The sequence below is a fragment of the Sneathiella marina genome, assembly GCF_023746535.1.
In the GTDB taxonomy this organism is placed as follows: Bacteria; Pseudomonadota; Alphaproteobacteria; order Sneathiellales; family Sneathiellaceae; genus Sneathiella; species Sneathiella marina.
This window is the reverse complement of the sequence record NZ_CP098747.1, coordinates 3,143,010-3,166,524: the sequence shown is the minus strand read 5'-3', so window position 1 is coordinate 3,166,524 and position 23,515 is coordinate 3,143,010. Positions and strand designations below refer to the sequence as shown.

The following is a 23,515-nucleotide window of genomic DNA, read 5'->3' as shown; positions in this document are numbered from 1 at the left end:
CCTCTTACCCCTTACTCTTACCGCCGCGGCTCGCACGGGCTTCTTCAGCACTGATGGTCTGGAGTTCCACCAGACTGGCAATAATAAGTTGCTTGCCCGCATGCTCAAAATTAACTGTTACCCGGTCCGCAACAGACGACTGCACCTGCCCGATCCCCCAATCCGGTTCCTGTGGGTGACGGACATATTGACCTGGTGAAAAAAATGAGAGCATGATTTTTTCTCTTAACATAACCTGACGGATTGTTGCATAAATAATATACATAATTGTCGCACAGACGACACAGGATATTCCGCCCCCATCACGGGCGCAGATTTTTGGAGAGAGTATGATTGATTTAAAACTGGCAGCCCTTATGAGTTCGAAATTATGCCATGATGTTATCGGCCCTGTCGGGGCGGTCAGCAATGGTATTGAGCTGTTGCAGGATGAGGGCAATGAGGACATGCGCGAGCAGGCGCTTGAGCTGGTCAGCCAAAGTGCAAGCGAAGCTTCCGCCCGTCTGCAGTTTTACCGGCTTGCGTTTGGCCTGGCCGGGGGCATGGGGCCGGAGATCTCCCTCAGGGAAGCCCGCACCCTGTGCCGCGAATTCATGTCCTACGGCAAAATCGCTTTCACCTGGCCCGATGAAGCGGGGGGCGCCGAAAATCTGCCTAAAGATGTCATCAAGATCATCTGTAACCTTGTGGTTCTGGCCAGCGGTGCCCTGCCGCGCGGCGGAGAGTTATCCATAGACGGATCTGTAACCGGGCGTGACTGGTCCTTCACGTACACGGCATATGGCCCGCGGGCGGGTTTGCGCGAAGAGGTAACAACGGCATTGCTGAACGGCTATGACGATGCGGCCCTGACCGCCCAAAATGTCGGCACATATTATATAATGGCGCTTGTTGAGAATACGGGGGCCAAACTTGACATCGTCAGCATGGATGAAAGTGAAGTTGTCCTGTCGGTCCGCGCGGCCTGATCGAATAGCTTAAATCGGGAATTCGGGGTCCTTTGACCAAGAGTAGAAAATCGGGCGGGGGACTGTCCGGTTTTTGATAAAAATTTTCGACAAAATTATCTAGAATTCAATATCCGTCAAAAAATCCGGCCATAGGCGTGGGTTTGTAACCGCTTGTTAACCTATATCCTGCATTCTGCTTGAGAGTATGAAGAGTGTTAGTGCTACGACCAAGTAGCCAAGTATATGGAGAGAACAGCGCCATGGATGATCTGTTAAGTGAGTTTTTGACGGAAACCAACGAAAATATTGGAATTGTAGATGCCTCCCTGGTGGTGCTTGAACAAGATCCGAGTGACGAAAGCCAAATCGACAATATATTTCGCCTCGTCCATACCATTAAAGGAACCTGCGGGTTTCTAGGCCTGCCCCGTTTGGAAGCCGTCGCCCATGCCGGAGAGAACGTTCTTGGCAAGATCCGCGACCGGGAATTGACGGTCACGTCCGATGTGGTGACAATCATCCTTGAAGCCATGGATGTGATCAAGGACATCCTTGCAGTTATTGAAGAGACGGAAGGCGAGCCTGAGGGCAATGACGCGGATTTGATCCGGCGTCTCAATGATGTCGCTTTCGGGCCGGAAGACGGAAAGGTCGAGGAAGTCAAAGCGGAGGAAGCCGCACCGGCTGCGGAGGAAGATACCCGCGGCAAGGCGACAGAAGCTGAATTGGAAGCGGCCTTTCTTGCAGCAGACGGACCGGATGATGTCAGCGATACAGCTGAAGCGAGTGACTTGAAACCTGGCGAGGTCTCAATGGAGGAGCTCGAAGCGGCCTTTAATGCCGCGCCCGGCCCCGAAGAAGTTGTGAAGCCGCCAGAGCCCGTCAAGCCAGCTGCCAAAGCCAGCGACGGCGCACCAAAAGAATCCAGCCTCGCCAATCAGAGCATTCGCGTGAATGTCGATATGCTTGAAAATCTCATGACTATGGTCAGCGAACTGGTGCTGACGCGCAACCAGCTGTTACAGATGGTTCGCGGCATGGATGACAATGAATTCACGGTTCCCTTGCAACGGCTCAGCCATGTCACGACGGAATTGCAGGAAGGGTTGATGAAAACCCGCATGCAGCCCATCGGCAATGCCTGGTCAAAGCTGCCCCGTATTGTGCGCGACCTCAGCCATGAGCTGGAAAAGAAAATCGATCTCGTCATGCATGGCGCGGAGACGGAACTGGACCGGCAGGTTCTGGAACTGATCAAGGACCCGCTGACCCATATGATCCGGAACTCAGCCGATCATGGCCTGGAAATTCCGGCGGATCGTACGGCTGCCGGCAAAAAGGAAACCGGCAAGATCGTTCTTGATGCCTATCATGAAGGTGGACATATCATCATTACCATCACGGACGATGGTCGTGGGTTGAACGCTGAAAAGATCAAGCAAAAGGTTCTGGAAAACGGTTTGGCGACAGACGCCGAACTTGCAACCATGTCGAGCCAGCAAATACAGAATTTCATTATGCGTCCGGGCTTTTCAACTGCCGAGCATGTGACCAATGTTTCCGGTCGGGGTGTCGGCATGGATGTGGTTCGGTCCAATATCGAGAAAATCGGCGGGACCATTGCCCTGACGTCCGAGGAAGGCGAGGGATCAACCTTTACCATCAAGATCCCACTGACCCTGGCCATTGTTTCCGCTCTGGTCGTTGAATGTTGTGCCGAGCGATTTGCCATTCCGCAAACAAGTGTGGTTGAGCTGGTTCGTGCATCAACCGATCAGGAAGCAGATAATACAATCGAGATGGTCAATGATTCACCGGTTCTGCGTCTGCGCGATCATCTGTTACCGCTTGTTCATCTGAACGATATCCTGAAATTGGAAACAGCGGCGGATGAAGTGGCAGACAAAAGCGAAGTTAAGGGACCCGAAGAGTTTGTCGTGGTCACGCAGGTTGGCGATTATACCTTTGGTATCGTGGTTGACCGGGTGTTCGACACAGAGGAAATTGTCGTCAAACCCATTGCTCCCATTCTCAAGCATCTGTCCATTTTCTCAGGAAATACCATTCTGGGTGACGGCAGCGTCATCATGATCCTGGATCCGAATGGTATCGCGGCAACCTCCGGCGAGGCGGCGGTCGGCGCTGAACACCAGATCAATGAAGAAGAGAATTTGGGTGCGAAAATGGAAGAAAAAACAGCGTTGCTGGTTTTCCGTGCCGGTGGTGAGGAGCCGAAAGCGGTGCCTCTCTCGCTCATTGCCCGTCTCGAGGAAATTGACGTTGAAACCATAGAGACTGCCGACGACAAAATGGTTGTTCAGTATCGTGGCCAGTTGATGCCTCTGACAATCATCGATGAGACGACAAAAATTGCTGAAACCGGCCGCCAGCCCGTTCTGGTCTTCAGTGATGACGACCGGACTATGGGTCTGATCGTCGATGAGATCGTTGATATCGTTGAAGACAAATTGAACGTTGAGATGACCTCCGACAAGGAAGGCCTCATTGGAAGTGCAGTCGTCCGCGACAAGGCGACGGATCTGATCGATGTCGGATATTATCTAAAGCTCTGTTTTGGAAACTGGTTCGAAAACGGGAGTTCCCGTGCCTTCGGAGAAGCGGATGAAAAACAATCGATCCTGTTGGTTGATGACAGTCCCTTCTTCCGCAATATGCTGGTGCCGTTGCTAACAGCGGCCGGGTATGCCGTCAGTACGGCGGAAAATGGTGCCGATGCCCTTGAACTACGGGAAAAAGGGAACTCTTATGACATTATTATCAGTGATGTCGAAATGCCGGAAATGGACGGTTTCGAATTTGCCACACAGGTAAAACGCGATGACAGGTGGAAAGAAACGCCCATTGTCGCCTTGTCCTCCCATACCCGGCAACAGGATTTTGATCGGGGCAGGGATGTTGGATTTACGGACTATGTCGCCAAATTTGATCGGGACAGTCTCATGAATGTCCTTTCTCAAACAATAGGAGCAGGTGGAGCCGCAGGATGAATAACGAAATTTTACAAGAATATGTAACTGTCCAGATAGCAGACCAGCTTTTTGGGATTCCCGTGTTGGAAGTCCATGATGTCCTGCGTGACCTGGCCTTGACAAAAATACCTTTGTCGTCGCCGGAAGTTGCCGGTGTCCTGAATTTGCGCGGACGGATCGTTACCGCGATTGATGTGCGTAAACGCTTGAGTTTACCGGATTTGCCCGAGGGAGAGAGCGGCATGAGTGTCGTTGTTGAAAGCCAGGGTGAACCCTACAGCCTGCTCATCGACAATGTGGGGGAAGTGCTGGAACTGAACCCCGATGACCTGCAACAAAATCCCGTTACACTGGATTCCCGGTGGCGCGATGTTTCGGCGGGCATCTACCGTTTAGAAGACAAGTTGCTGGTTATTTTACAAATTGATCGCCTGCTGAATTTCGCAGGTAACTCTGCCATTGCCGCATAGGAAAATCGGAGAATATTTATGCCTTCATGTTTGATAGTCGACGATTCCAAAGTCGTTCGGATGGTTGCGAGAAAAATTCTGGAAGACCTGAAATTTGGAATTTCGGAAGCTGAAGATGGAAAATGCGCCCTCGATGCGTGCAATGAAAATATGCCAGATGTCATTTTGCTTGACTGGAATATGCCGGTCATGAACGGCATCGATTTCCTGCGCACCTTAAGACAGGAACAGGGCGGTGAAGATCCGGTCGTGATTTTCTGCACAACGGAAAACGACATGGCCCATATTCGCGAAGCCATCTCGGCGGGTGCCAATGAATATATTATGAAACCCTTTGATCGGGCGATTATTGAGGCGAAATTCTCGCAGGTAGGAGTGCTGTAAGTGAGTCAACTTAGTAGATCCCCAATACCGGCATCGATGGCTCGAGATCCCTACCGTGTCATGGTCGTTGATGACTCTGCGGTAATCCGCGGGTTTCTGACCCGATGGCTGGATATGGAAGACGATATTCAGGTTGTCGCCAGCGCCAATAACGGCGTGGCAGCCCTTCGGGATTGCAAAATCTATAAACCCGAAATCATTATCCTTGATATAGAAATGCCGGAAATGGATGGCATGACAGCATTGCCGCAACTGATTGCAATGGATTCCGACCTGCAGGTGATTATGGCGTCGACCCTGACCCGGCGGAATGCGGATGTCAGCCTGAAGGCGCTGTCCATGGGGGCCGCCGATTATATTGCGAAACCGGAATCAACCCGTGTCAATGACGAGAAGGAAGCGTTTCAGCGCGGCCTGACCGAAAAAGTTCGGGTTTTGGGCGCCGCGCGACGGAGCCGTGAGGAAACGACCGGCAAGTCTGTCCTGAGACCTGTGGCCGCGAAGTCGGATGCGCCGGTGAGCGAGCCGAAGCTTTTTGGCTCAAACGAACCAATCACTTTACGCCCTGCGTCGGCTATTCTACCGCCGAAGATCATTGCGATCGGGTCTTCCACGGGCGGTCCGCAGGCTTTGTTCAAGCTATTCGAGGATTTGAAGGGTAAAACCAACCTGCCCATCGTCATAACCCAGCATATGCCCGCAACCTTTACGGCGTTGCTGGCAGAGCATCTGAACAAGATTTATGACAAGGAAGTTGTCGAAGCCAAGGACGGCGACAGGGTTGTCGACGGCCGGGTTTATGTGGCGCCGGGCGATTGGCATATGACCCTTCAGCGTGAAGAGAATGATACCGTCATTCGATTGAACCAGGATGCGCCGGAAAATTTCTGCCGGCCTTCTGTGGATCCGATGTTGCGAAGTTTACTGTCTGTTTACAGTAACCGTGTACTAACAGTTATCCTGACAGGAATGGGACATGACGGACTTAAGGGTTGTCAAAAACTTGCGGAGGCAAATGCAATCGTGATTGGCCAAGATGAAGAAACAAGTGTGGTCTGGGGGATGCCGGGGGCTGTTGCCAATGCCGGCGTCTGTAATTCTGTTGTCCCGTTGCAGGATATTTCTGCGTCAATTGAGGGATATCTTTCAGGGAGGCCCGCATGAACAGCCAGGACTTCCAGCTATTCGGTGAAATTGTTCACCAGCGCTCAGGTCTCGTCCTGACGGAAGAAAAAGTCTATTTGCTTGAAAGCCGCCTCGTGCCTCTGGCCCGACGTCGCGGACTGGATAGCCTTGAAGATCTTGCCGAAGAGATCCGGCGGCATCGCGATGAGCGGTTGCTCTCGGAAATCATTGAGGCGATGACGACCAACGAAACCTTCTTTTTCCGCGATACCAAGCCCTTTGATATTTTTAGAGATCAGGTACTGCCCAAGCTTCTGGAAGCACGGGCCGGGCAGAAATCCCTGCGGATTTTGAATGCCGCCTGCTCAACCGGGCAGGAACCCTATTCCCTCGCCATGCTGCTGTCTGAACAGGCGGCGCAAATGGCCGGATGGCGGGTTGAGATTATGGCCACCGATATTTCAAATGAAGTGCTGGAGAAGGCCAAAGCCGGTCTGTATTCCCAGTTTGAAGTCCAGCGGGGCCTGCCGATCCAGCTCCTGGTTAAATATTTCCAGCAAACCGGGGAGATCTGGCAAATCGACAGCTCCATCCGGGCCATGGTCAAGTTCCAGCATAAGAACCTTCTGGAAAGCCTGACCGATCTGGGGCATTTCGATGTGGTGTTCTGCCGCAACGTTCTGATTTATTTTGACAAGGAAACCAAGGCGCAGGTGCTTGAACAGATCCATGGTATCCTGGCCGATGACGGAGCCCTCTTTTTGGGCGGGGCAGAAACGGTGCTGGGGATTTGTGACCAGTTCAAACCCGTTGAAGGATTGCGCGGGGTCTATTCCTCCGCCTCCGGTGGGTTGATGGCCGCAACGGGGTAGGACCTGCGGTTACCGAGCCTGAAAATTCAGGGGCGTGTTCTCTTAAGGAGGACGCGCCCCGTTTTTATTGCGAGAGCGGGACCGGGCCGGAGAGGTAGCTCGTGAAATTAATTAATATGGAATTTATATTAATGAGGCCTATTGATAGAAAATCCGTATAAGAAAAAACCGACCCTGCCATGCCCATAAAAAAACGGCGGTATTGGAAAATACCGCCGCCTTGAAATTGGTTGGTTCAAAAGTGTCTTAGCTGGCTTTCGCCTGGACCATTGACCCTTCATCGGGATCCCGAAGCACATAGCCGCGTCCCCAGACCGTTTCAATATAATTATCCCCTGCGGTGGCCGCCGCCAGTTTTTTGCGCAGCTTGCAGACGAAAACATCAATGATTTTCAATTCAGGCTCATCCATCCCCCCATACAGGTGATTGAGGAACATTTCCTTGGTCAGGGTTGTGCCTTTTCGCAGGCTCAACAGTTCCAGCATCCCGTATTCCTTGCCTGTCAGATGCAGGCGCTGGCCACTGACTTCAACTGATTTGGAATCAAGATTGACGGTTAGTTTACCGGTCAGGATAGTGGATTGTGCATGGCCTTTCGAACGGCGAACAATCGCATGAATTCGCGCGACAAGTTCATCTTTGTTAAAAGGCTTCGTTAAATAATCGTCAGCACCAAAGCCCAAACCTTTCACTTTGTCATCTGGCTCGGACATGCCGGACAGAATTAAAATCGGTGTGGTGACTTTCGCTGTTCTTAGCTTCTTCAACACGTCATATCCGGACATATCGGGCAAGCCCAAATCCAGTATAATAATGTCATAATCATAGAGTTTCCCAAGATCTACGCCTTCTTCGCCGAGATCTGTGGTGTAAACATTTAACCCTTCGGCATTGAGCATCAATTCGATGCCTTTTGCCATGGAACTATCATCTTCTATCAATAAAACCCGCATAAGCTGGACCTCCTGTACCCGAATATTATTAACAACTTAACTTAACAAATGGTTAAAGCCCAAGACAAAAATTAACTATCTTTATTAACTAAAATATTTCTGTGTTTACCAAACGTTAAATGATCCTGTTCACAATGCAGGTTACCAACGAACATTAAAGAATGATTATACGCAGCACGGAGTGCTTTTTAAGTGCAGAGCCTTATTTCTGAAATCGAGCGGATCTCATCCATCCAATATTACGGCCGGGTTGTCGCCATCCAGGGTCTCCTGGTGGAAGTGGGCGGTATCCAGCGTCAATTGAGTATTGGCAGCCGGGTTAACCTGCTGGCCCGCGACGGGGGGAAAGTCAAATGCGAGGTTGTCGGCTTTCGCAATGACCGCAGTCTCCTGATGCCGTTCGCGGCACTGGATGGTATCGGTATCGGCTGCAAGGCCGAGGTCGCCGAGCAGGATCCGGTGATTTATCCAGATGAAAGCTGGCTTGGCCGGGTTGTCAATGCCATGGGCGAGCCCATCGATGGCGGTCCGCCTTTGAAGCAGGGCAAAATTCGCATCCCCTTCAGAAACACACCGCCGCCTGCCCATGCCCGCCAGCGGGTCGGCAGTAAAATCGATCTCGGGGTTCGCGCCCTGAACTCTTTTGTCAGCTGCTGCCGCGGACAACGCATGGGGATATTCTCAGGCTCCGGTGTCGGCAAGTCGGTTCTCTTCTCCATGCTCGCCCGCAATACAGAGGCGGATGTGAACGTCATCGGCCTGATCGGTGAGCGGGGCCGCGAAGTACAGGAATTTATTGAAGACGACCTGGGCGAGGAAGGCTTGAAACGCAGTGTCGTGGTGGTCGCGACGTCAGACGAAAGCGCTCTTATGCGCCGTCAGGCGGCGTATCTGACGTTATCGCTGGCCGAATATTTCCGCGATCAGGAACAGGATGTGCTGTGCCTGATGGATAGTGTCACCCGCTTTGCCATGGCCCAGCGGGATATTGGCCTGTCCGGCGGTGAGCCGCCGGCAACCAAGGGCTATACGCCGACCGTGTTCAGCGAACTGCCCAAGTTACTGGAGCGGGCCGGACCCGGTGCCGGCAAGGGCACCATTACCGGTCTTTTCACCGTGCTGGTTGAGGGGGATGATCATAATGAACCGGTGGCCGATGCGGTGCGCGGTATTCTCGACGGTCATATTGTCATGGAACGACAAATCGCCGAGCGCGGCCGTTATCCGGCCGTAAATGTTCTGAAATCCATCTCGCGGACCATGCCCGGCTGTAATACGGACGGGGAAAACCAGATTATCACCAAGGCCAAGCAATATCTGTCCACATATGAAGATATGGCCGAGATGATCCGCCTGGGCGCCTATCGAAAAGGCACGGATCCCCTGGTCGATGAAGCCATTCACTATCAGCCTTTGCTGGAAACTTTTATGACCCAGCAAAAAACCGACCGCACCAGCCTCGCCGATTGCTACGGACAACTGGCGGAAATTCTGGACACGGTCCCCCAACTGGAAACGGCATAGATTATGAAGGGTCTCAGCAATCTCATCCGGCTACATAAATGGAAACTCGACGAAAAACGCCGGGAACTCACGGATATGGAGCAAATGCGCGACAGCTTTATGGCGCAACGTACCGACCTGCAACGCGAACAACAACGCGAGCAGGAGATCGCCGCCGAGGATCCGGATATTAACTTCGCCTATTCCAACTATGCCACCGCCGCCAAGGAGCGGCTGGAAAATCTGCAAACCAGCATTTCGGAAATCTCGCAGAAAATTATTGTCCTGAAAGACGAAGTGTCTTTTTGCTATCGCGAGTTGAAGAAATATGAAGTCGCCCTCGATGTCCGCGACAAACGCGCCCGCCTCGCCGAACAGCGGGCCGAGCAAAAACAAATCGACGACCTGGCCATCGACCTCTACCGCCGCGGCCTGCAGAGCCAAAATTCCTAGTTACAGTTGCCTTTTCCTCTTGTGTGTTTCTCCGTCCCGCTTCATACTGAACAAAACATGAACAAATAGGCGAGAGGATCAGGGCCATGTCGAATATTGTTGCAAAGGCGGAGGCGTTTAAGGCGTTGCATGGGCGCGGGACGGCGTTCTTTTTGCCCAATCCGTGGGATGTGGGGTCGGCGAAGATGGTGGCGGCGCTGGGGGCGGAGGCATTGGCGACGACCAGTGCCGGCTATTCCTTTTCCCGCGGCAAGGGGCTGGCCATCGGGGATGTGATGCGTGATGAGGTCTTGGCCCATGCGGCCGAGATTATCGCCGCCACCTCGCTGCCGGTCAGTGCGGATCTGGAAAACGGCTATGGTGATTCCCCTGAAGAAGTGGCGAAAACCGTGGCCATGGCGGCTGAAATAGGCCTTGCCGGTTGCACCATCGAGGATACCACCAGTGATCCTGACAATCCGCTGTATGAGCAGGACTTTGCCATCGAGCGGATCGCGGCGGCGGTGGAGGTGGTACAGGGGCTGGACCGGCCCTTTATGCTGACGGCGCGGGCGGAGAATTACCTGCATGGCCGTCCTGATCTGGATGATACCTTGGCCCGACTTCAGGGCTATGAGCGGGTCGGGGCCGATGTGCTCTATGCGCCCGGCCTGCCGGATCTGGATACCATTCGGCATGTTTGCAGTCAGGTGTCGAAACCGGTGAATGTGGTGGCGGGCATCGGTCTGCCCGGTGTCACCCTGGAGGAGTTGCAGGAGGCCGGTGTGACACGGGTCAGCGCCGGATCGGCGTTATCACGGGTGGCCTACGGGGCGCTGGTTGATTCCATGGCGGATATCATGAAAAGCGGTTCGTTTGAAAGCTTCAAGCCCGCCGCATCCTTCGGTAAACTCGCCAAACTGAACCTGATCGGCGGTGCCTAAAGCAGGGGTGGATCAGAAGGTCAGGGTTAGCCCGGAATGCATTCCAGCTCCCCGGCCTTGAACGCCTCGAAACAGGCGACCACATGATTGAACACCGCTTGCGCCGCCGGATCAAGGGTGGGATTTGCCATGAGCCGGACCTGATAATTGTCGAGTTCCGGCAAGCCGCACTCTGGCCCCAGTTTGACCAGGGGCGGTTCGATCAGGGAAGCGGCGAAAGGGGCGATGGCCAGATCCGCAAGAATGGCGGCACGCTGGGCCTGCGTCTGTGCGCTTTGATAGGCAACGCGATATTCCCGGCCCGATGCCTCAAGCGCGCCAACTGCCGTGTCCCGCCAGGCGCAGCCTTTTTCCCACAGGGAAACCGGCAGGGGGTCGCGATCATAGGCGCATCCGCCTTTTAATCCGACCCAGGCCAGTTTTTCCTCTAGCAATATTTTGCTTCCCGGCATCGGGGGCTGGCGATGGGATGTCGTAATCATCACCACGTCAAGTTGGCCTTCTTCCAGACTTTTCATCATGGCATTGGCGCTTTCCATGACCACATTAACGGCAATGTTCGGATGGCTTTTGGCGAACCGCTGGAGAATGACCGGCAGCAGCCGGGCGCCATAATCCTCGGCCGCTCCCAGACGCACCGTACCGCTCATGTCCGGCAAGGTGAAATGACTGACAACCTCGTCATTCAACGAAAGGATGCGACGGGCATAGCTTAACAGCATCTCCCCGTCTGCGGTGACGGTCAGCGAGCGGGTATCGCGTTGAAATAACGGGCGCTCAAGCACTGCCTCCAGCTTTTTGATCTGCATGGAGACAGCAGACGGGCTGCGAAACACCCGCTCCGCCGCCTTTGAGAAACTGCCGGTCTCGATAATGGCAACAAAGGTTTTCAGAACGTCGATTTCCAGCGACGGCAAATGCGGTTGTTTGGATATGTCGGGTTGTATGGTCATGGGGATAATTTAGAAAAACTGAACAATAGAGTCAAATTTATTCGTTTGATTGAATTATCTTTCTTCCCAAATATTGGAGCAGGCAGGAAAACATTCCTTATGGAAATTGGAGAAACGTCATGTCTGACATTTTAGGAAAGACGCATTGCGGGCAATGTGCCTCCCCAGCTTATGGTGAGAAAGCTGATAACAGCCAGTTTTCAGTTTTTCCAGCTGGATTGATTGATAAATTTCATCGCTGGCGCCGGGCACGGGCGGCACAGTGGCACTTGTTACGGGCGAGTGACCGAACCTTGAAGGATATCGGTGTGACCCGGCGGGAAATCAGGCGGGGCCTGCCGCGGGCCGACGACGAGATTCTGGCCATTGAACGCCGCCGGTTTTTCAAATAGCGAAAGGGTGCCGGAGGTCAGTCTTTACTGCCGATATGGATTTCATTGCGGGCGGCGGCCAGCTCAATTTGCTTCTGCCGCTCGGTGAAGCGTTGTTGTTGCGCATCGGTCAGGCTGTCATGGCAGCGCGGGCAGGAGACGCCTTTTTCATACAGGGCTGATTTCTTGTCCGCTTCCGTGATCGGATAGCGGCAGGCATAACATTGATCATAGGAGCCCTTGTTCAGGTCATGATCGACGGTAACCCGCTGGTCGAAGACGAAACACTCACCTTCCCAGGTGCTGTTTTCCCTTGGCACATCCTCCAGATATTGCAAGATACCGCCTTCCAGATGATACACTTCGTCAAAGCCTTGCGACAGTAAGTAAGACGTGGATTTTTCGCAGCGAATGCCGCCGGTGCAGAACATGGCCACTTTCTTGTGCCTGCTGTGGTCCAGCTTCTCGTCGACAAATTGCGTGAACTCGCGAAAGGTCTTGGTCTCGGGATTGACGGCGCCTTTGAAGGTGCCGACTTCCACCTCATAGTCGTTGCGCGTATCGATCAGCAAGACGTCCGGATCCGCAGTGAGTGCATTCCAGTCTTTCGGTTTGACATAATTACCCACCGTATGGCGCGGATCAACACCGGGCGCGCCCAGGGTGACAATCTCTTTTTTCAACCGGACTTTCATGCGATAGAAGGGCTGTTGCTCGTTGAGGGCCTCTTTATGCTGCAATTGTGCGAATCGTTCGTCAGCTTTTAAAAAGGCCAGTAATCTGTCGATGGCCTCCCGCGAGCCGGAGACGGTGCCGTTAATTCCTTCTTCCGCCAGCAGCAAAGTTCCCTGAATATCATTTTCCTTACAAAGGGTTAGCAGAACCGGCTGTAACTCCTTATAATCGGGCAGGGCGACAAATTTATAAAGGGCCGCGACAACAAACATAATGCGCTTTCTATGGTCTAGGGTGCGTGACGGGGAATATGGCCCAGCATCTTCCGCGCTTCAAGTGTGGCATAATGGCGCTGGTGACTAAAATCAGGAAGAGGGCGGAGACATGACGCGGGACGAGTTTGATGAATATTGCCAGGGCCTGCCGGCGGTCAGCAATGTAGTGCAATGGGGGAACGCATCGGTCTGGAAAATTGGCGGCAAGATATTCGCCATCTGCTCCCATTGGGGGAAAGGCGAGGAACAGAAAATCAGCTTTAAATGCTCCGATTTGTCCTACCGCATACTTTGTGAGCAGGCACATATTGTGCCGGCCCCGTATCTGGCCCGGGCGAAATGGGTGCAGCTGACGTCGGGCGAGGCCATGACTGACGAGGATATCCGCGCCTATATCCAGGAGGCCTATGCCATCGTCTCGACCAAGCTGACAAAAGCGATGCGAAAGGATCTCGGGATCTAACCCGTGTCGCCCGTGCTGACACCGGTTTCCCATTCGGCCAGTGGATCGATCGGAAAGGGCGAAATCTTCTTGAAGACGAGCTGTCCGCGCAAGCCCGAGATTTCCATATTCTCCGTAAATAGCGACAGGATATGTTGCTTCATGGGGGACGGGATTTCCTGTTCGCTGCGCAAGATCAAATCAAACTGGCGCGGCGAGAAAATACCATCAAGCTGTAACGGGCCCGATTGTGTCAGGCTGAGCTCAATCACGAAACGGGTGGAGGACGTGTCGTCGTCCGTTCCGTCCTGTGCATGGTTCTGGCGGTGGAACATGCGGATCTGGCGCAGGTTCTGCCCGTCAAAAAACGGGAAGTTCAGGCTTTTCCAGTCTTGCCCACCGGAATCGCTCTGCAGGCGTGAGAAGGTGCCGAAATCTTCTTCCAACCCACGGAGCAGAGCAGTTCTGCCGCTGGCTTCCAGAGCCATCTTGAAATCCTGTCCCAGCCATTTCTCGACCGAGCCGAGTTTCAGGGCCGCCATAAAGAATAACAAACCCGAAGAAAGCTGGCTGTTGGCCTGCGGGATAACCGCATTGATTACCGATTGCGCCAAGACCGGATCCTGTACTGCAACAACGTTCATGGCTTGCCGCAGGTTCTGCCAGTCGCCCATGACCCGCATCAGCGGCTCGCGGGCCCCCGGTTGCTGGATATCCGTATAGGCCAGTGGGAACGCCATGATTTTGTCGGCAACGGCAAATTCCATGGTCTTGCCAACTGCCGGGGGTGATTTGCTGCTGTAGGAAATGACGCCCAGCGGTGTGGCGAGATGAACCTGCTGCTTTTCGCCGGCTGCCGGCGGCGCTTGAACGGAAATCACCGTAGCCCGCAGGATATCCGGCCGATTTACAGGATTTGTCATCGCCTGTTCCGAGCGGATGACCAGGTCAATTTTTTGCAGTTTTATAGGGGAGAGCCCCTCTGGCCGGGTCACAGCCGCGGCCTTGTCCAGCGACGGCATGAGCTCCGCCGATACCATATGATACATGCGGGCACTACTGTTTTGCGTTGCTGCTGTTGTTGACGCGGTGAAAGACGGATCGGCTGCCCGTGGCGGCTGGGCGTTTACATAGGCCAGCAGGTTACTGAGCCGGGCCGGTACTTCCGGTATGGCAGCCGGGGAGATCCCGCCCGTCACGGACGGCGCCGGTCGGTCAATAGCAGAAGGTACAACGGTCGGCGCCGGCGTTGAGGAGACTTTCGATGGCGGCGCGGCCGTCTTCAGTTCCGGTGCAGGCAGGCTCGTTGTCAGGTTTTGCAAGCCGGCTTTAAGCTCCAATGGATGAAGTTGCCCCGCCCGAATGTAATTTTCCGGACCGGGAGTAGTCGCGTTGACAATCGGCAGTAACCTAACGTCGATGGGCGATGAAAAGGGTTTGCCGTCTTTCGAGATCAGCCGCGCCAGTATGATGTCTTCGACAGCATCAATTTCGAAGGTGATCTGGCTTCCAACCGCAAGCGGTACCGTTGTCGTCAGCCTGAAATTCCCAAACTCGGAATGCAGGATAACGCTTTCGCCAGATGTCTTCGCGGTGACAATAGCCGTAATCAACGTCGCTTCAAGTGAATGAGATCCCGTTGGCGGCGCCGAGGAAACGGGCAAGCCGGTCTGCCCGCCAGCGGGTTGCGCCGGACTTACCGGCGTTACCTGGTCCGGACCTGATGTAGACGCTTGCCCGGAACTTGAGACAGCGGGCGGAACGCCGGATGTGGAACGAATACCACTCATATACTAGTGCTGCATATCTTACGCAGCTCCCTTCATGATTGACGCCGCGATGTCTTCAACATTTTGCGCGACATCACTGGTTGGATAACGTGTTAGTAACCCTGATTGCGCCCGGATCGAGGAGGCAACCTTGTCATCTTGTAAAACAATCCCGGCAAGGGGGGGCTCGATACCCAGGAAATTACTGCAGGCATTCTTGAGCTTTTCGTAGATCTTCTCGCCCTCATCCATAGATTTCGCCATATTGACAACAACTTCCATTGCGCTGCCGGGAGATTTCTGCTGCATGATTTTCATATAGGCGTAGGCATCCGTAAGGGCCGTCGGATCGCCTGTTGTGACAACCAATTTGGGACCATTGCCAGACGATAAGGTCTGAACAGCCTCATCGATACCGGCGCCAAGATCGAGGATAACGTAATCGTAGGTTTCGCTGAGCCGGACGATATCGTCCCGGATTTGCGTCAATTCGCTTTTATGCAAGGAGCCCAAAGATCCGGAGCCGGAACGGCCGGCAATGACATCGAAGCCGCCCTCTTCGATTTTGAAAGCCACATCTGTCATGGAAAGCTCACCTGAAATCACCGTCGCGAGATCCTTGGATGGCATGACGCCGAGCTGAATATCGACATTGGCCATACCAACATCACCGTCAAAAAGGAGAACCTTTTTGCCGGCATTGGCTAACGCGTGGCTGATGCTTACCGCCAAAACGGTTTTTCCAACGCCGCCCTTGCCGGAGGCGATGGTGATGAGGTTCTGGCCGACAGCAAGCGTGGCTGGATGCGCCGTAGGTCGATTGCGAAGGGGGCTTTCTGTTTGCATCATGCGAGTACCTTGTTAAATTCATTATGTAGACCGGCTTTTGTTGGGTCCCTGAGGACAAGCCGGGCAAGATTTACGGGATTAAGAGTATGTAAACCGGTGGCGACGGAAGCCGAGACACTGGTATAGGAAAAACTTAAATTTGCGCTATCAGCCGCCGTAAAAAGGCCGCCATAACGACGCGTCGTATCAAGACGGGTTGCTATCATGCGCTTGGCGCCCAGGGCGGCAAAGGTTTGTGCCATATCGCTCATTTCCGCGGTATCTGTTCCGGCAGCCAGGACAACGACGGGTTCCGCTTTTGCCGAGACGATTTTAAGTGTGAGCTCCTCGATTTCCGCGGTGTCGTAGGTGTTGATTCCTCCTGTATCAATGAGAATATCACCGCCATCCTTGAGCTCCGGTTTGTCCCGTATCTCGGCGAGATCCGCAGCGGTTTCCGCAACCCATAACTTGATGCCCAGAATATCGGTATAGGCCTGTAATTGATCGACAGCCCCGGTTCGGCTTGTGTCTGAGGTAATGACATGAATCCGTCGATCGTCCATTTTCGCTGCCGCCGCAAATTTAGCGATAGCGAGGGTCTTGCCTACACCGGGCGGGCCAACGAGAATGAGTGGAAACTTGCCCGCGTTCATACGCGTTGAATAGCGAAAATGATTGTCAAGCGACGCGGCGAGGGCAATTGTCACATCGTCGGTTTCAACGGCAAGGGCGGTTCGGCAAATGCGCTCTGCCAGGCTTGTCGGGATACCGTGATATGCCATGGATTGTATCAGGACATCCATCTTGGCAGAACTCGGCACGGCCTTTTTTGGCGCTGCTGCCGGTTTTTTCGCCATCAGCGGGCTTGCCGGTTTCTTCTGAACCTGTTTGGCTTCCGCCTTCCAGTCATCATCCCAATTCGCCGCCCAGTCAGAGGGGTTTGGTTGTGTGAGAGGCATTTCCGGTTGTTCCACAGCTGCCGTTAGCTGGACACTGCCCGCATCGGTTTCCTGGGTCGATAGAATGATGGCCTCGGCCCCCATTTCAAGGCGTACCTGGTTCATAGCCTTTTCCATAGTGGCGGCCGTATATGTCTTTATCCGCATTCAGTGTGAGCCTTAAACTTGCGCCAAGGTTTTAAGTTTGGCTTTAGGATGGATTTCGTTCTGTGACATGACCACAGTCGTTGGCCGGAACCGCTCGACGATTGATCTCACATAAGGACGAATTGCTGGGCTGGTGAGCATAACGGGATTATGTCCCTGGCTCGCCAATGTATCGAAATTCTGCCGCACGGTGGCAATAAATTCCTGTAACAGGCTGGGCGCCATGGACAGCTGTCGTTCTTCACCTTGGCCAATGATGGCCTCGGCAAAATTCTGCTCCCATTGCGGGGTTAGCGTGATCAAAGGGATGTAGCCATCATCCGCGGAGTTGATGGCGGAAATCTGCCGCGACAAACGGGCCCGTACATGTTCCGTGATCATGTTTATGTTCTGTGTGTAACCGGTTGCTTCGGAAATCCCTTCGAGGATTGTCGGTAAATCCCGAATAGAGACGCGCTCGGAAAGAAGGCTTTGCAGGATCCGCTGAACACCACTAACCGAAATCTGATTGGGGATAAGATCTGCAACAAGTTTTTGATGCTGGGCCGGTAAGTCGTCGAGCAATTTTTGGGTTTCTGCATATGACAACAGGTCCGGCATATGGTCTTTCAGGATTTCTGTCAGATGGGTTGTGATCACTGTTGCCGGATCGACAACAGTATAACCGCGGAAAGACGCTTCTTCACGCTGGCCTTCATCCACCCATACGGCAGGCAGGCCAAAGGTTGGCTCGGTTGTTTCTTCACCTGGCAGGTCAATTGGCAACCCTTGCGGATCCATGACCAGCATGTTGTTGGGCCGAACATCTCCGGATCCGGCTTCGACCTCTTTCACCCGTAGTAAATAATTGTTGGCGGGTAATTGCATGTTATCCAGGATACGGACACTTGGCATGATGAAGCCCATTTCGCTGGCGATTTGCCGGCGCAAGGCCTTGATTTGATCTGTCAGGCGATAGCCTTCGTTATCATTGATCAACGTCAGAAGGCCATAGCCCAGCTCAAGCCGCAAATCATCGATCAGCAAGGCGGACGCGATCGGCTCCTCGGCCGGGACCGCGGCCTTTTGGCTTTCGATCATCAGCTGCTCTTCTTCCACTTTCTCCGCAACTTGTCGTTTGGTGAGGGAATAGGCTGCATAACCGGTTCCGCCCGCAAGTACCAGAAACGGGATCATGGGAACGCCGGGAAGCAATGACAAGCCAATCAGCAAAAACGAGCTCATACCAAGCGCGCGGGGATAGCCGCCGAGCTGGCCGAGCAACGCCTTGTCCGCCGTTCCGGTCACACCGCCACGCGAAACAAGCAGGCCGGCGGCAACAGAAACGATTAAGGCGGGGACCTGGCTTACAAGGCCATCGCCAACTGTCAGCAATGTGTAACTGTTGGCGGCATCGGCGAATGTCAGGCCTTCTTGAGCGACGCCAATTATGATTCCACCGATGATATTAATGAAGGTAATGAGCAAGCCGGCAATGGCATCGCCACGCACAAATTTAGAGGCACCGTCCATGGCACCGAAAAAGCTGCTTTCATCTTCAAGATCTTTTCGGCGCGTGCGGGCAACATCTTCGTTAATCATACCCGCGGAAAGATCAGCATCAATGGCCATCTGTTTACCGGGCATGGCATCCAGTGAAAACCGGGCCGCGACCTCAGCGATACGGCCGGAACCTTTGGTAATAACGACAAAGTTCACAAGCACCAGAATGGAGAAGACAATGATTCCGATAACGAAATTCCCGCCCATGACAAAACTGCCGAACGCTTCAATCACATGACCGGCGGCATCCGGACCGGTATGCCCCTCCGACAGGATTAACCGGGTTGAGGCGAGATTGAGCGAGAGACGTAGCATCGTCGCAATAAGCAGGACCGTCGGAAAGGAACTGAAATCAAGAGGCTTCGAGATAAACAAGCAGGTCATCAGAATGACGACTGAAAATGTAATGGATATGGCCAGACTAAAGTCCAGAAGCCAACTCGGCATCGGCAAGATCAGAACGACCAGAATACAGACCACACCGAGTGCAAGGCCAATATCACCGCGCCCTAAAACCGCATTCATCCGTCCTAGAAAATCGCCTCCCGAACCGGTTGCACCCTCTGATTCTTGGATATTACTCATTTACGTTTTGTCCTCAGGTCTTCGTCTTGTTCAAACTTGTGCGGTGTAGCGATACTCGGATCCGGCCATGGGCACGGTAGCGCCCTCGCCAGAGTAAAGTTTCAGCTTGTTGCGAAGCGTGCGGATTGAAATCCCCAGAATATTCGCTGCATGTGTGCGATTCCCCAGGCAATGATCCAGCGTGTTCAAAATAAGATCCTTTTCGACATCTGCTACTCTACGGCCGACCAGACCGGCATCACCGGCATTTCGGTCTGACGCGGTGCTTGATTGACCAGCGGAACCATTTGCAGTGTCCGGAGTGCTTGATCCGTCAGGCATTAGAATTGCTTCAGCAGTAATTGCGTCGCCCTGACACAGCAACACGGCGCGATGCATGGTATTTTCGAGCTCCCGTACATTGCCTTTCCACGGGTTCAGCTGCAATTTCGCCATGGCTTCATCAGTGACCATGCGTGGTTCCAATCCATTGGCTTCGGAATATTTCTTGGCGAAATGCTTGGAAAGCACGTCGATGTCAATTTTACGCGCCCGGAGCGGCGGGATTTTCAATGTCACGACATTCAACCGGAACAAAAGATCTTCCCGAAAGGTTTTTTCCGCAACGGCTTCCGCCAGATCGCGGTTTGACGTGGCGATAATTCGAATATCAACAGGGACCGGTTTCGTGCCGCCGACGCGGTCAATTACCTTTTCCTGAATGGCGCGCAAAAGTTTTGCTTGCAGCTGAATATCCATTTCGCTGATTTCATCCAACAGCAATGTGCCGCCATTGGCTTCTTCGAATTTTCCGATCCGCCGGGCAATGGCGCCCGTGAAAGCTCCCTTTTCATGGCCGAATAATTCCGATTCCAGGAGGTTTTCCGGGATGGCCGCGCAATTGACGCAGACGAAAGGTTTATCCGAGCGATTACTGTGGGAATGAAGATAACTCGCCATTACTTCTTTACCGGTCCCGGTTTCACCATTGATGAGGACCGAGGCGGAAGAGGGGGCGATCTGTTCAGCCAGATCAACAACATTTTTCATGGCAGGATCGGCAAATACCAACCGGCTGTCTTCCTGCGCAACGGCTTCCAGAACAGCCGCAATAAGAACGGGATCGGGTGGCAGTGGCAAAAACTCCTTCGCACCAGCCCGGATTGCGTTTGCCGCTGCCGTGGCATCCGTGTTCACGCCACAGGCAATTATCGGCAGATTTATCCGCTCATTTGCAAGACTGTCGACCAAGGATTTAATGGCAAGATTTACATCAATCATCGCCATATCCGCGCCTTTACCGGACCGCAAAGAGCCAAGGGCCATTTCTATATCGTCAACTTGGCTCACTTTCGCGCCGCGGGACATTGCAATCTGACTTGCTGCGCCGATTTGCCCGTTCAGGGAACCAATTATAAGCAACCTCATTTGCTCACTCTCCTAATAATCTTAACTAAAATATTGCACACGGTTTGACGGCGGCAGCAGGGTATTGAGTAACATTTCCAGACGACGGGGATTTTCCTGTCGTCCAATGGACGCAGCGCCTAACATAAAGACGCGGTTGAGAAGAACTTCGTTTGATGAATTCCGTTCGAGCTTGGTCGCCAGCGGACTAAAAAACATGTTGGCAAGAACCGCCCCATAGAATGTCGTCAGCAAGGCAACAGCCATAGCCGGGCCGATTGTTGTCGGATCATTCAGATTGCTGAGCATTTGGACCAGCCCAACCAATGTTCCAATAAGGCCCATGGCAGGCGCAACCTCAGCGGCTTTGCGTAACACACCAGAGCTTGAATTATGCCGGGCAACCATTCCATTTAAATCATTCTGCAAAATCCGGTTCACCTCATCGGCAGGCAGGCCGTCAACAACCAGTTGCAGTGATTTGCGTTGAAAGCTGTCTTCTTCCAGGGCCTGCATATGCTGCTGTAGATGCAAAACACCCTTGCCGCGGCATTTTTCGGCCAGTTCAAGCATTGCGTAAGCCGCATAATTGGGCTGTACACTGCGCCCGAATAAGGTCAGGCCGATAAGTTTCTGGGCGCGAATGACTTCGCTCATGGAAAAACTGATCGTTGTCACCAGATAGGTTCCACCCAATACGATTAAGACGGCGGGCAGATTGAAAAACGAACTCATCGAGCCGCCGATCAATACTGCGGCGGTGATCAGCGTAAAACTGCCGAAAAGGCCGATAATTGTTGCGTAATCTATTTTATGCACGACTAAACCTGTCTCTACTAACGTCGATCTGACTTGATAATTTCCGTCATCGTGACACCGAGACGGTCTTCAACAACCACCACTTCGCCGCGTGCGACAAGGCGGTTGTTGACATAGATGTCAATTGCTTCGCCAACTTTGCGGTCAAGCTCGACAACAGCCCCCCGACCAAGCTTCAAAAGCTGGCTTACCTGCATTCTTGATTTTCCCAGGACCGCCGTTACGTTCACCGGAATATCGAAAACAGCTTCAAGATCGGTAGCGGTTCGTGACAGCTCGGTATCTTCTTGTGCCGGCTGCTCTGCCACTTCTGTGGAGGCGGGTGTTTCGTTGACGGCTACGTCACCTGCGGTGTCTGCAGCGCCTCCCAGATCCTCAAGATTTAAATCTTCTTCTTCAGCCACGTTCTTACTCCTTACTTCTCGTCAAATGAGGGAACCAGCTGTTCCTCACTATCCAAATTACTCGGGTCAGTATTGCCACCAACAAATTCATTTATTATGGCGGTTAGCTTGTTTTCAATTTTCTGGATATCGCGCTCAACACCGCCATCGGCCCACTCCACCCGGCATTCACTCGGTTGCATTTCCTCTTCGGGCAGGAGAATGATGTTGCCTTGAAATCCAGATTGCGCAGACAGTTCATCAACTTTTCCTTTCAGGAAATCACATGTCTGCTCCGCCGCCCGGACAACAATCCTGGGTTCTTCGGGAAGTTCCGAAAGGCAGTCCTTGATGACCTGTTCAATTTCGCTGTGTGGAGATTGCTGAATTAATGCCGGCGCTAGTTTGCTCGCTGCGGCCAACGCAAGGGACGCGGCATCTTGCTTGATTGATTGAAGCTGCGAAACCTGGCTAGTCAGTAATTGCTGAAGCTGCATCGCGACGGTGTCAAGAGAGGAGGCAAGCATGCTTTCAAGAGTTTGCGTTGCCTGGTCCTGCCCGGATTTTACGCCCTCTGCAAAAGCTTCCTGTTTTTGGGTGGCAAGATCCTGTTCCGTGTAGATGGCGACGCCTTCCGAGGCGCCCTTGGCACCGTTTGCCGACGCGCCGTCATCGCTGAATTCCCTGTCGAATAGAAATCGGGTGCTTGTGTTCATAGAAGCGTTCATCCTAGTAGACCAATTCATCATCGCCGCCGCCATCTGCGAGCAGGATGTCTCCATTGTCAGCCAGATCCTTGGCCGTATTCACTATTTCCATTTGTGCTTCATCAACATCTTTCAGCCGAACAGGACCCATTGCATCCATGTCTTCACGCAATATTTTTGCGGCACGTTCCGACATGTTCGTAAAGAATAAATCCCGGAGACTGTCGGACGCCCCTTTCAGGCAAATTCCAAGGCGTTCCTTGTCGACATTTCGAAGTAAAGTTTGAACGCCGGCAGGGTCGAGCTTGAGAAGATCTTCAAAGGTAAACATCAGGGCCTTGATCTTTTCAGCGGAATCTCTGTTTCTTTCCTCTAAAGCTGAAATAAAGCGACCTTCGGTATTCCGATCGAAATTATTGAAGATCTCAGCCATCATTTCATGACTGTCACGCTTATTGGTTTTCGCCAGATTGCTCATAAACTCGCTGCGAAGTGTGTCTTCAATTTTATCAAGGACTTCTTTTTGCACAGCTTCCATTTGCAGCATTCTATTGACAACCTCGAGTGAGAAATCCTCAGGTAATGTGGAAAGAACTTTTGCCGCATGGCCAGGGTTAATCTTGCTCATGACAACAGCAACGGTCTGTGGGTATTCGTTTTTCAGGTAATTTGACAGCACCTGCTCATTAACGTTGGCCAGTTTGTCCCACATGGTGCGGCCGGCTGGGCCGCGGATTTCCTCCATAATGCCTTCAACTTTATCGCCGGACAGAGCCTTCATGAGCAAACGCTCTGTCGCTTCGTAGCTGCCGACGATGTTGCCGGTTGACGAAATCTTTCCTGCAAATTCAACGAACAGAGATTCCATTGCATCGGATGAAATAGACCCCAGGTTAGACATGGCCTGTGAGATTTCCTTGATTTCCTCTTCATCAAGCCGCGACCATAATTCTTTGGTGTGCTCCTCCCCAAGTGCCAGCATCATCACCGCTGCCTTATCGGGCCCGCTTAGGTATTTTGAGTCAGTTATGTTCATGTTTTTGCTCC

24 protein-coding genes are annotated in these 23,515 nt (G+C 53.0%); 11 read left to right on the top strand and 13 right to left on the bottom strand.

Going from position 1 to position 23,515, the window contains the following annotated elements; all coding sequences use genetic code 11:
* Positions 1-4 precede the first annotated feature (4 nt).
* On the bottom strand, positions 5-214 hold the full coding sequence (locus tag NBZ79_RS15280; RefSeq protein WP_251933408.1) for a DUF3553 domain-containing protein: 210 nt from the start codon (positions 212-214) through the stop codon (positions 5-7).
* Between the two features lie 115 nt (positions 215-329).
* On the opposite strand from NBZ79_RS15280, the gene NBZ79_RS15275 reads away from it, so the two are divergent.
* The 6 genes from NBZ79_RS15275 to NBZ79_RS15250 all read left to right on the top strand — a co-directional run bounded on the left by NBZ79_RS15275 (position 330) and on the right by NBZ79_RS15250 (position 6,791).
* Positions 330-968 (top strand): histidine phosphotransferase family protein, encoded by a 639-nt coding sequence (locus NBZ79_RS15275; protein WP_251933407.1) that lies wholly within the window; start codon positions 330-332, stop codon positions 966-968.
* Positions 969-1,210: 242 nt separating this feature from the next.
* The gene (locus NBZ79_RS15270) at positions 1,211-3,958 is read left to right on the top strand and encodes a hybrid sensor histidine kinase/response regulator (protein WP_251933406.1); all 2,748 of its coding nucleotides are present in this window, start codon (positions 1,211-1,213) and stop codon (positions 3,956-3,958) included.
* A complete protein-coding gene (locus NBZ79_RS15265) occupies positions 3,955-4,410 on the top strand; it encodes a chemotaxis protein CheW (protein ID WP_251933405.1) in 456 nt (151 codons plus the stop codon). The genes NBZ79_RS15270 and NBZ79_RS15265 overlap by 4 nt, the downstream gene beginning before the upstream one ends.
* A gap of 18 nt (positions 4,411-4,428) precedes the next feature.
* Positions 4,429-4,794, top strand: coding sequence for a response regulator (locus NBZ79_RS15260; protein WP_251933404.1), 366 nt, complete (start codon positions 4,429-4,431; stop codon positions 4,792-4,794).
* 36 nt (positions 4,795-4,830) lie between these two features.
* A complete protein-coding gene (locus NBZ79_RS15255) occupies positions 4,831-5,958 on the top strand; it encodes a protein-glutamate methylesterase/protein-glutamine glutaminase (RefSeq protein ID WP_420854617.1) in 1,128 nt (375 codons plus the stop codon).
* Positions 5,955-6,791, top strand: a complete 837-nt coding sequence (locus tag NBZ79_RS15250; protein WP_251933402.1) for a CheR family methyltransferase — start codon at positions 5,955-5,957, stop codon at positions 6,789-6,791. Before NBZ79_RS15255 ends, NBZ79_RS15250 begins: the two co-directional genes overlap by 4 nt.
* Positions 6,792-7,037: 246 nt before the next feature.
* On the opposite strand, the gene ctrA is transcribed toward NBZ79_RS15250, so the two are convergent.
* Entirely contained in the window at positions 7,038-7,745 is a 708-nt protein-coding gene (gene ctrA, locus NBZ79_RS15245) for a response regulator transcription factor CtrA (RefSeq protein WP_251933401.1), read from the bottom strand.
* 192 nt (positions 7,746-7,937) lie between these two features.
* Between ctrA and fliI the strand changes: the two genes are divergently transcribed.
* From fliI to NBZ79_RS15230, 3 genes are all read left to right on the top strand, one after another.
* Positions 7,938-9,269 carry a flagellar protein export ATPase FliI gene (fliI, locus tag NBZ79_RS15240; RefSeq protein WP_251933400.1) on the top strand — a complete coding sequence of 444 codons (1,332 nt, stop codon included), beginning with the start codon at positions 7,938-7,940 and terminating at the stop codon, positions 9,267-9,269.
* A gap of 3 nt (positions 9,270-9,272) precedes the next feature.
* Positions 9,273-9,701, top strand: a complete 429-nt coding sequence (locus NBZ79_RS15235; RefSeq protein ID WP_251933399.1) for a flagellar FliJ family protein — start codon at positions 9,273-9,275, stop codon at positions 9,699-9,701.
* 86 nt (positions 9,702-9,787) lie between these two features.
* Positions 9,788-10,624, top strand: a complete 837-nt coding sequence (locus NBZ79_RS15230; RefSeq protein WP_251933398.1) for an isocitrate lyase/PEP mutase family protein — start codon at positions 9,788-9,790, stop codon at positions 10,622-10,624.
* A 26-nt stretch (positions 10,625-10,650) separates the two neighbouring features.
* On the opposite strand, the gene NBZ79_RS15225 is transcribed toward NBZ79_RS15230, so the two are convergent.
* Entirely contained in the window at positions 10,651-11,577 is a 927-nt protein-coding gene (locus NBZ79_RS15225) for a LysR family transcriptional regulator (RefSeq protein WP_251933397.1), read from the bottom strand.
* Between the two features lie 119 nt (positions 11,578-11,696).
* On the opposite strand from NBZ79_RS15225, the gene NBZ79_RS15220 reads away from it, so the two are divergent.
* The gene (locus tag NBZ79_RS15220) at positions 11,697-11,969 is read left to right on the top strand and encodes a DUF1127 domain-containing protein (RefSeq protein WP_251933396.1); all 273 of its coding nucleotides are present in this window, start codon (positions 11,697-11,699) and stop codon (positions 11,967-11,969) included.
* Between the two features lie 17 nt (positions 11,970-11,986).
* On the opposite strand, the gene trhO is transcribed toward NBZ79_RS15220, so the two are convergent.
* Positions 11,987-12,895, bottom strand: a complete 909-nt coding sequence (gene trhO / locus NBZ79_RS15215; protein ID WP_251933395.1) for an oxygen-dependent tRNA uridine(34) hydroxylase TrhO — start codon at positions 12,893-12,895, stop codon at positions 11,987-11,989.
* A 112-nt stretch (positions 12,896-13,007) separates the two neighbouring features.
* Between trhO and NBZ79_RS15210 the strand changes: the two genes are divergently transcribed.
* On the top strand, positions 13,008-13,361 hold the full coding sequence (locus tag NBZ79_RS15210) for an MmcQ/YjbR family DNA-binding protein (RefSeq protein WP_251933394.1): 354 nt from the start codon (positions 13,008-13,010) through the stop codon (positions 13,359-13,361).
* Here the strand turns inward: NBZ79_RS15210 and NBZ79_RS15205 are convergent.
* The 9 genes from NBZ79_RS15205 to fliG all read right to left on the bottom strand — a co-directional run bounded on the left by NBZ79_RS15205 (position 13,358) and on the right by fliG (position 23,504).
* Entirely contained in the window at positions 13,358-15,130 is a 1,773-nt protein-coding gene (locus tag NBZ79_RS15205) for a hypothetical protein (RefSeq protein WP_251933393.1), read from the bottom strand. The two genes, NBZ79_RS15210 and NBZ79_RS15205, sit on opposite strands and share 4 nt — an antisense overlap.
* 18 nt (positions 15,131-15,148) lie before the next feature.
* Positions 15,149-15,958 carry a nucleotide-binding protein gene (locus NBZ79_RS15200; RefSeq protein ID WP_251933392.1) on the bottom strand — a complete coding sequence of 270 codons (810 nt, stop codon included), beginning with the start codon at positions 15,956-15,958 and terminating at the stop codon, positions 15,149-15,151.
* Positions 15,955-17,004 carry a flagellar biosynthesis protein FlhF gene (locus tag NBZ79_RS15195; protein ID WP_251933391.1) on the bottom strand — a complete coding sequence of 350 codons (1,050 nt, stop codon included), beginning with the start codon at positions 17,002-17,004 and terminating at the stop codon, positions 15,955-15,957. Before NBZ79_RS15195 ends, NBZ79_RS15200 begins: the two co-directional genes overlap by 4 nt.
* A 54-nt stretch (positions 17,005-17,058) precedes the next feature.
* On the bottom strand, positions 17,059-19,173 hold the full coding sequence (flhA, locus tag NBZ79_RS15190) for a flagellar biosynthesis protein FlhA (protein ID WP_251933390.1): 2,115 nt from the start codon (positions 19,171-19,173) through the stop codon (positions 17,059-17,061).
* A gap of 30 nt (positions 19,174-19,203) precedes the next feature.
* Positions 19,204-20,580: a sigma-54-dependent transcriptional regulator FlbD gene (gene flbD, locus NBZ79_RS15185; RefSeq protein WP_251933389.1), complete on the bottom strand. Its 1,377-nt coding sequence runs from the start codon at positions 20,578-20,580 to the stop codon at positions 19,204-19,206.
* Between the two features lie 21 nt (positions 20,581-20,601).
* The gene (locus NBZ79_RS15180; RefSeq protein ID WP_251933388.1) at positions 20,602-21,378 is read right to left on the bottom strand and encodes a motility protein A; all 777 of its coding nucleotides are present in this window, start codon (positions 21,376-21,378) and stop codon (positions 20,602-20,604) included.
* A 17-nt stretch (positions 21,379-21,395) separates the two neighbouring features.
* Positions 21,396-21,686, bottom strand: coding sequence for a flagellar motor switch protein FliN (gene fliN, locus NBZ79_RS15175; protein WP_420854616.1), 291 nt, complete (start codon positions 21,684-21,686; stop codon positions 21,396-21,398).
* 107 nt (positions 21,687-21,793) lie between these two features.
* Complete coding sequence (locus NBZ79_RS15170; RefSeq protein WP_251933386.1) at positions 21,794-22,477, bottom strand: FliH/SctL family protein; 684 nt, start codon at positions 22,475-22,477, stop codon at positions 21,794-21,796.
* A gap of 13 nt (positions 22,478-22,490) precedes the next feature.
* Positions 22,491-23,504, bottom strand: a complete 1,014-nt coding sequence (gene fliG, locus NBZ79_RS15165; RefSeq protein WP_251933385.1) for a flagellar motor switch protein FliG — start codon at positions 23,502-23,504, stop codon at positions 22,491-22,493.
* Positions 23,505-23,515: the final 11 nt, after the last annotated feature.